Origin of the sequence: Pandoraea sp. E26 (assembly GCF_000681415.1) — a bacterium.
GTDB classification, from domain to species: Bacteria; Pseudomonadota; Gammaproteobacteria; order Burkholderiales; family Burkholderiaceae; genus Pandoraea; species Pandoraea pnomenusa.
This window is the reverse complement of record NZ_AYXJ01000035.1, coordinates 59,451-66,431: the sequence shown is the minus strand read 5'-3', so window position 1 is coordinate 66,431 and position 6,981 is coordinate 59,451. Positions and strand designations below refer to the sequence as shown.

Genomic DNA, 6,981 nt, shown 5'->3' with positions numbered 1-6,981 from the left:
GCTTCGATCACGGCGCCCAGGCGCTTGGCGGTGGCGATCGCCTGCAAGCCCGCCACACCGGCGCCGAGCACGACCAGGCGCGCCGCCTTCACGGTGCCCGCGGCCGTCATGAGCATCGGCATGAAGCGTTGATAGAGGTTGGCCGCGAGCATCACGGCCTTGTAGCCGGCGATATTGGCCTGCGAGGACAAGACGTCCATGCTTTGCGCACGCGTGGTGCGCGGCGCGGCCTCCAGGGCGAAGCCGACGATACCGGCCGCGGCCATGCGCGCGTTGTTCTCGGCATCGAAAGGATTGAGCATGCCGACCACGACGCTGCCGCGCGGAATCTGTGCGACTTCCGCGATCGACGGTGCACGTACCTTGAGCACGAGTTCGGCGCCAAGGGCGTCGGCCGCGCTGCCGCTCGAGGCACCGGCCGCGACGTAGGCCGCATCGGGTACGCTCGCCGCCTCGCCGGCGCCATGCTCCACGGTGACGCGATGTCCCGCGCCCACCAGTTTCTTCACCGTTTCCGGTGTGGCCGCGACGCGGGATTCGCCGCCGGCCGTCTCCTTTGGAATGCCAATATGCATAGTTATTATCTCGGGGTCTGAGCCCCTGTCGTGTTGTGAAACTCAGGCCGCGGCGGCTCGCGGTGCCAGCATCGAACGCCCTTCATTGGCGGCTTCGAAGCAACGCACCTTGGTGCAATGAATCAGATCGCAAAGGAACTCCGGTTCGTAGGCACGCAGCAGGTGCGGCTGATGGCCATCGAGGTAAGCCCCGATCAACACCAGCTCGGCCATGCGCAGCGCCTGCGCCGAAGCGCCCTCGAGATACGCCAGCGGCAAATCCTGATTACCCGTGGTGTGCAGCAAGCGGGTGTACGTGTGGTTATCCCAATACCAGTCCAGACCCAGTTCAACGAATGCGTTGTTGAACGCGTGCAGATGCGCGTCGGCAACCGGTGCCAGGGCGGCGGGTTTGATATGCGTTTCGATGACAGACATGATGGTGTTCTCCCAGAATCAGTGTTCGTCTTCGCAGTCCCGCGCTCGCCTGGCATGACGCGTCACCGACGCTTTGCTGTCACACCACCTTCATCCGGGCTGCCATTGCAGATTACGCAGCCCGACGTATAAAAGACAGTTAAAGTTAATTATGCAAACCATCTACGATTACTTATACTTCCCCAGGTACACCAAGGCCCTGCAAGTCGCTGTGCGATCTTGCCTGCCCGGCCCTCCCCGACCGACTTCCTGGAAGCCCGCCGCATGAAACACGCCACGCTCCGCCAACTGAAAGTCTTCGAAGCCGTGGCGCGCCATCTGAGCTTTTCGCGCGCCGCCGAAGAACTGCACCTCACCCAACCGGCTGTCTCCACGCAGGTCAAGCAACTCGAGACACACGCCGGTCTGCCGCTTTTCGAGCAACTGGGCAAGAAGATCTTTCTCACCCCGGCGGGCAGCGAAATGCTTCACTACAGCCGCGCGATCATTGCGCTCTTTCGCGAGACCGAAGAGGCGATGGATCACCTCAAGGGCATTACGGGCGGCAAGCTGAACGTGGCCGTGATCAGCGCGGGGGACTACTTCTTTCCCCGTCTGCTCGCCGCGTTCACCGCGCGCCATCCCGGCGTGACGCTCAACCTCACCGTGCACAACCGTGAGGAACTGCTGCATCAACTCACCGAAAACCTCACCGACCTGGCGGTGATGGTGCGCCCGCCTCACGAAATCGATACGATCAACGAGGCTTTCGCACCGCACCCCTATGTCATCGTGGCGCCGCCCGGCCACGCGCTGGCCGATCAACGCCAGATTCCGTTCTCTCGTCTCACGCAAGAACCGTTCATCAGCCGCGAGCGTGGCTCCGACACCTGGAACTCCCTGCAGGATGCGTTCGGCGAGCGCACCCAGCAATTGAAGATCACGATGGAAATCGCCAGCACGGAGACCATCAAGCAGGCGGTCGTGGCGGGCATGGGCATCAGCTTTCTGTCGGCCCACACCGTCGGCATGGAATTGCGGACCGGCCAACTGACGGTGCTCGACGTGAAGGGCTTTCCCGCATGGCAGAGCTGGTACGTCGTGCACCGTCGCAGCAAACGGCTGCCGCCCGTGGCGCTCGCGTTTCGTCAGTTCCTCCTCGACGAGGGCGCCATGCTCATCGACGGCATGATGGCCTACAAGAGCCCGGTGCCGCCGCCCGCCGTGAGCGCCGACGGCGAACATGGCGATCGCTTGCATCGCTGATGCCGGTGGCCTGACGCAACGTCAGGTCAGAATGAAAAAGGGCGATCGACTCAGGCCATTGCCACCCCGGCCGACCACCGTGAAATCGGTTGCGGATCTGCCGCGCGTCAGCCCATGCGGTTGGCCAGCGTGCCCAGACCGTCGATGCTCACTTCCACCAGTGCGCCCTCTTTCATCGAGCCCACACCAATGGACGTGCCCACCGCGATCACATCGCCCGGCAGCAGCGTCATGTCCTGCGACAAGCGCGCAACGAGCTGCCACGGATTGAAGATCATGTCGGCGAGCGGGTAGCGCTGTCGCTCCGTGCCGTCGAGGCGAGTAACGAGTTCGGCTTCGCGCCAGTCGAAGTCCTGCGCGATGACCGGCCCCAGGCAGCCGAACGTGTCGAAGCCCTTGGCACGTGTCCACTGCGCGAAGTTGCCGTCCTGTTCGATGATTTCAGCGGCGGTCACGTCGTTGACCAGCGTGTAGCCGAGAATGTGATCGCGCGCGGCCTCCTCGCTCACGTGACTCGCCGTCTTGCCGATTACCACGCCCAGTTCGCCCTCGAAAACGATCTTGCCGGCATACGACGCGGGACGTCGAATCACCGCGCCGGGCCCGTTGAGCGTGGTCGCAGGCTTGATGAGAAACAGCGGATGCGACGGCGCGGCCTTGCCGAGCTTCGCGCCGAGCGCGTGGAAGTTGTTCCACAGCGCCACGATCTTGCTCGGCTCGCAGGGACACAGCAGGTCGACCGCGTCGCGCGCGAGCGTCGCCCCCGTCGCGATCGGTGTGTCGTAGAGACTGCCGCGATGCTCGAGAATCTGATCGTCCTGCAGCAGGCCAAAGCCGATGCGCCCATGCGCGGTCTTGAAGCGGGTCCAGAGTTTCATGTGTTTGCCATTCCTTTAGCGGCCCGGCCGCACGGCAGCGTTCGCCGTGCGCGCGCCGGACACGATGTCTCGGTGTCATGCACATCCGTCTCGTGCAGACGCTCGTGCGCGTGCCGCGCGGCTCAGACCGCGCCGACTTCGCGCAGCGCGGCGATCTGCTGCGCGCTGTAGCCGAATTCGGAGAGCACGTCGTCGGTGTGTTCGCCGAGCAGCGGCGAGCGCTCCACGTGCGTGGGGCTGGCCGAGAGCTTGATCGGGTTGCCGACGGTGAGGTACTTGCCGCGCGTCGGGTGATCGACTTCCACGATCGTCCCCGTCTCGCGCAGCGACATGTCTTCGGCGATTTCCTTCATCGACAGAATCGGCCCGCACGGAATGTCGTACTGGTTGAGAATGCCCATGACCTCGAACTTCGATTTCGTCATGGTCCATTGCTCGATCGTGTCGAAGATCTCGCGCAGTCGCGGCAGACGCGCGCGCGGCGTCGCATAGTCCGGATGCTCGACCCACTCCGGCTTGCCGATCACCTTGCAGATCGAGCCCCACACCGGGGCCTGCGTGATGAAATAGATGTAGGCGTTGGGATCGGTCTCCCAGCCCTTGCACTTGAGAATCCAGCCGGGCTGGCCGCCGCCCGAGGCATTGCCGGCGCGCGGCACCGCGTCGCCGAACTGGCCGTTCGGGTACTGCGGGTACTCCTCCATGACCCGCGTGCGCTCCAGGCGCTGCTGATCGCGCAGCTTCACGCGGCACAGATTGAGCACGCCGTCCTGCATGGCGGTCAGCACGCGCTGGCCCTCGCCGGTCATCGTGCGCTGATACAGCGCCGTCACGATGCCCAGCGCGAGGTGCAGCCCGGTGCCGGAGTCGCCGATCTGCGCCCCCGTGACCATCGGCGGGCCGTCGTCGAAACCCGTCGTCGATGCGGCACCGCCCACGCATTGCGCCACGTTCTCGTAGACCTTGCAATCCTCGTACGGACCCGGGCCGAAGCCCTTGACCGAGGCCACGATCATGCGCGGGTTGAGCGAATGGATGTGCTCCCACGTGAAGCCCATGCGATCCAGGGCCCCGGGGGCGAAGTTCTCAACCAGCACGTCGCAGTCGCGAATCATGCGCTCGAGCACCGCCTTGCCCTCCGGGTGCTTGGTGTCGAGCGTGATCGAGCGCTTGTTGCTGTTGAGCATGGTGAAGTACAGGCTGTCCGCGTCGGGGATGTCGCGCAATTGTTCGCGCGTGACATCGCCGTGTCCGGCCCGTTCGATCTTGATCACGTCGGCGCCGAACCATGCCAGCAATTGCGTACACGTGGGTCCCGACTGCACGTGGGTGAAGTCGAGTATGCGCACACCTTCAAGTGCTTTGCCCATGGTGGTTTGTCTCCTCCTGATGCGACGTCGTTTATGTGATCGGTGCGCGAGACATGCCGGCATGCGGACGGGGAAACACGTCAGCGCCGGGAGTCTCGCCGGAGTCGACGATGCGCGTCGCCTCTTTGGGCGCCATTCACATCGCTGTCCGTTTGTTGTGATATACGGTATTTCATACACGATATTTTATCAACGGCTTTTTGTTGCCGATGTGCTTTGCTGTGTTGCGGGGTAATCATGCAAAAATGTCCGCCAACCCCGTGAATACAGGGGATCCGCATTGCAGCATGTGCCATTGGACACCCGGGTTCTACGGGTTTACAGGCATGCACTGGACAGCTGAAACCGGACGAATTGATGCAGACCACGTTGATGACTCCTTGAATATATTGAATACAAAATACATAAAGGTAGCTTTGCTCAACGACCACCGTCTTGAAATGGAAAAAGCACCGATGTGCGACATCCCTTTCGGATGTCGCGCATCGGTGCTTCTTGAAATCAGCGTCGGCGCGCGCCTTGCGCGCCTGCGATGAACCTTACCCTGCCGTGGCAGCCACCTTGGCTTCGAGTTCGGCGATGCGCTTGCGCAGTTGACGATCCTCCTGGAAACGCGTGGTCTCGTCGCGAATCACGGCCACGATGCCGGTGACGTCACCCCCCGCACCATGCAACAGCGCAACGGTGAAGGCGATCGACATCGCCCGGCCGTCCTTGTGCGCGGCCGGGACCTTGAGCAGGTCGCTGCCGTATTTGGTCTGCCCCGTCTGCATGGTCTTCGCGTAGCCCTCGTTGTGACGTGCGCGCAGACGGTCGGGGATGATGATGTCGAGCGGTTGTCCGACGGCCTCGTCCGCCGAGAAACCGAACATCTTCTCCGCCCCGGAATTCCACAGCGTGATGATGTTGTTCGGGTCGGCAACGACGATGGCGTCGCCCACCACCTGCACCAATTGATTGACGTCGACGGATGCGCTCATGATGTCTCCAGGACGATTGTAGGGATGGCAAAAGACAGGTTTCGGCGGGTTCGAACGACCGCCAAACATGCCAATAAATTACATCAATTAAAGGACAATCCGGTCCCGAAAATAAAAATGGGTGCGCGCGCCGTTCGGCGCCGCACCCATGAACACGCTTGACCTGTTTGCCTCGCATCGTCGCACGGCACGCGCCCGCTCCGCCCGAAGGCGGATGCGGCGCGCGCGATGCGACGGATGCGGCGGCGGGCCGCCGCCCGTTGTCAGACGGAACGCGATGCGTGCAGATTGGCGATCTGATCCTTGCTGTAGCCCAGCTCGGACAGAATCTCGTCGGTGTGCTCACCGAGCAGCGGCGAACCCGTGATTTCCGGCTTCAGGCCCGAGAACTTGATCGGGCTGCCGACGGTGAGATACGAGCCACGCTGCTTGTGCGGCACTTCGACGATCGTGCCCGACGCGCGCAGCGACGGATCGTTCGCGATTTCCTTCATCGACAGCACCGGTGCGCACGGAATGTCGAACTTGCGCAGGATGTCGACCGCTTCGTACTTCGTCTTGTCGGCCAGCCAGGCTTCGATGGTCGCGAAGATATCGAAGATGTGCGGCTGACGAGCCTGCGCGGTGTTGTAGTTCGGATCGTCGATCCATTCCGGCTTGCCGATGGCGCGGCAGATCGGCTCCCACGCGTGGCCCTGAATCGTGAAGTAGATGTATGCGTTCGGGTCCGTCTCCCAGCCCTTGCACTTGAGCACCCAGCCCGGCTGGCCGCCGCCGCCGGCGTTGCCGCCACGCGGCACCACGTCGGTGAATTCGCCATGCGGGTACTGCGGATACTCTTCGAGGTAGCCGACACGGTCCAGACGCTGTTGGTCGCGCAGCTTCACGCGGCACAGGTTGATGACCGAATCCTGCATCGAGACGGCGACCTTCTGGCCACGTCCCGTCTGGCCACGACCGATGAGTGCCGTGAGAATGCCGATGGCCAGGTGCATGCCGGTATTGCTGTCGCCCAGGGCTGCGGCCGACACCGTCGGGGGGCCGTCCCAGAAGCCGGTCGTCGAGGCGGCGCCGCCAGCGCACTGGGCCACGTTCTCGTACACCTTCAGGTCGTCGTAGTGGTGACCGTCCGAGAAGCCCTTGACCGACGCCACGATCAGCTTCGGATTCAGTTCGTTCAGTCGCTCCCACGTGAAGCCCATGCGGTCCAGGGCGCCCGGGGCGAAGTTCTCGACGAGCACGTCAGATTCCTTGACCAGCTTCTCGAGCACTTCCTTGCCTTCCGGCGTTTTCGTATCCAGGGTCAACGAGCGCTTGTTGCTGTTGAGCATCGTGAAGTACAAGGCATCGGCGTCGGGGATGTCGCGCAACTGGTTGCGCGTGACGTCGCCCGAACCCGGGCGCTCGACCTTGATCACGTCCGCGCCGAACCATGCCAGCAGCTGGGTACAGGCCGGGCCCGCTTGCACGTGCGTGAAGTCGATGATCTTGATGCCTTCGAGGGGTTTGCTCATGT

7 protein-coding genes and 1 pseudogene are annotated in these 6,981 nt (G+C 63.1%); 2 read left to right on the top strand and 6 right to left on the bottom strand.

What is annotated here, in order from left to right:
- Together W930_RS0122385 and W930_RS30610 are read right to left on the bottom strand one after the other, a co-directional pair.
- Positions 1-575, bottom strand: a pseudogene (locus W930_RS0122385) (NAD(P)(+) transhydrogenase (Re/Si-specific) subunit alpha); the annotation flags it as partial.
- Positions 576-617: 42 nt separating this feature from the next.
- Positions 618-992 (bottom strand): hypothetical protein, encoded by a 375-nt coding sequence (locus tag W930_RS30610; RefSeq protein ID WP_023596915.1) that lies wholly within the window; start codon positions 990-992, stop codon positions 618-620.
- Positions 993-1,256: 264 nt separating this feature from the next.
- Between W930_RS30610 and W930_RS28525 the strand changes: the two genes are divergently transcribed.
- A complete protein-coding gene (locus W930_RS28525; RefSeq protein ID WP_023596916.1) occupies positions 1,257-2,237 on the top strand; it encodes a LysR family transcriptional regulator in 981 nt (326 codons plus the stop codon).
- Positions 2,238-2,344: 107 nt separating this feature from the next.
- Here W930_RS28525 and W930_RS0122370 read toward each other — a convergent pair whose 3' ends face one another.
- Positions 2,345-3,115, bottom strand: a complete 771-nt coding sequence (locus W930_RS0122370) for a fumarylacetoacetate hydrolase family protein (protein ID WP_023596917.1) — start codon at positions 3,113-3,115, stop codon at positions 2,345-2,347.
- A gap of 122 nt (positions 3,116-3,237) precedes the next feature.
- The gene (frc, locus tag W930_RS0122365) at positions 3,238-4,485 is read right to left on the bottom strand and encodes a formyl-CoA transferase (RefSeq protein WP_023596918.1); all 1,248 of its coding nucleotides are present in this window, start codon (positions 4,483-4,485) and stop codon (positions 3,238-3,240) included.
- A gap of 245 nt (positions 4,486-4,730) precedes the next feature.
- Between frc (W930_RS0122365) and W930_RS30260 the strand changes: the two genes are divergently transcribed.
- The gene (locus W930_RS30260; RefSeq protein WP_144347382.1) at positions 4,731-5,021 is read left to right on the top strand and encodes a hypothetical protein; all 291 of its coding nucleotides are present in this window, start codon (positions 4,731-4,733) and stop codon (positions 5,019-5,021) included.
- A 3-nt stretch (positions 5,022-5,024) separates the two neighbouring features.
- On the opposite strand, the gene W930_RS0122360 is transcribed toward W930_RS30260, so the two are convergent.
- Together W930_RS0122360 and frc (W930_RS0122355) are read right to left on the bottom strand one after the other, a co-directional pair.
- On the bottom strand, positions 5,025-5,465 hold the full coding sequence (locus W930_RS0122360; protein ID WP_023596919.1) for a PAS domain S-box protein: 441 nt from the start codon (positions 5,463-5,465) through the stop codon (positions 5,025-5,027).
- A 263-nt stretch (positions 5,466-5,728) separates the two neighbouring features.
- A complete protein-coding gene (frc, locus tag W930_RS0122355; RefSeq protein ID WP_023596920.1) occupies positions 5,729-6,979 on the bottom strand; it encodes a formyl-CoA transferase in 1,251 nt (416 codons plus the stop codon).
- Between the last annotated feature and the right edge of the window lie 2 nt (positions 6,980-6,981).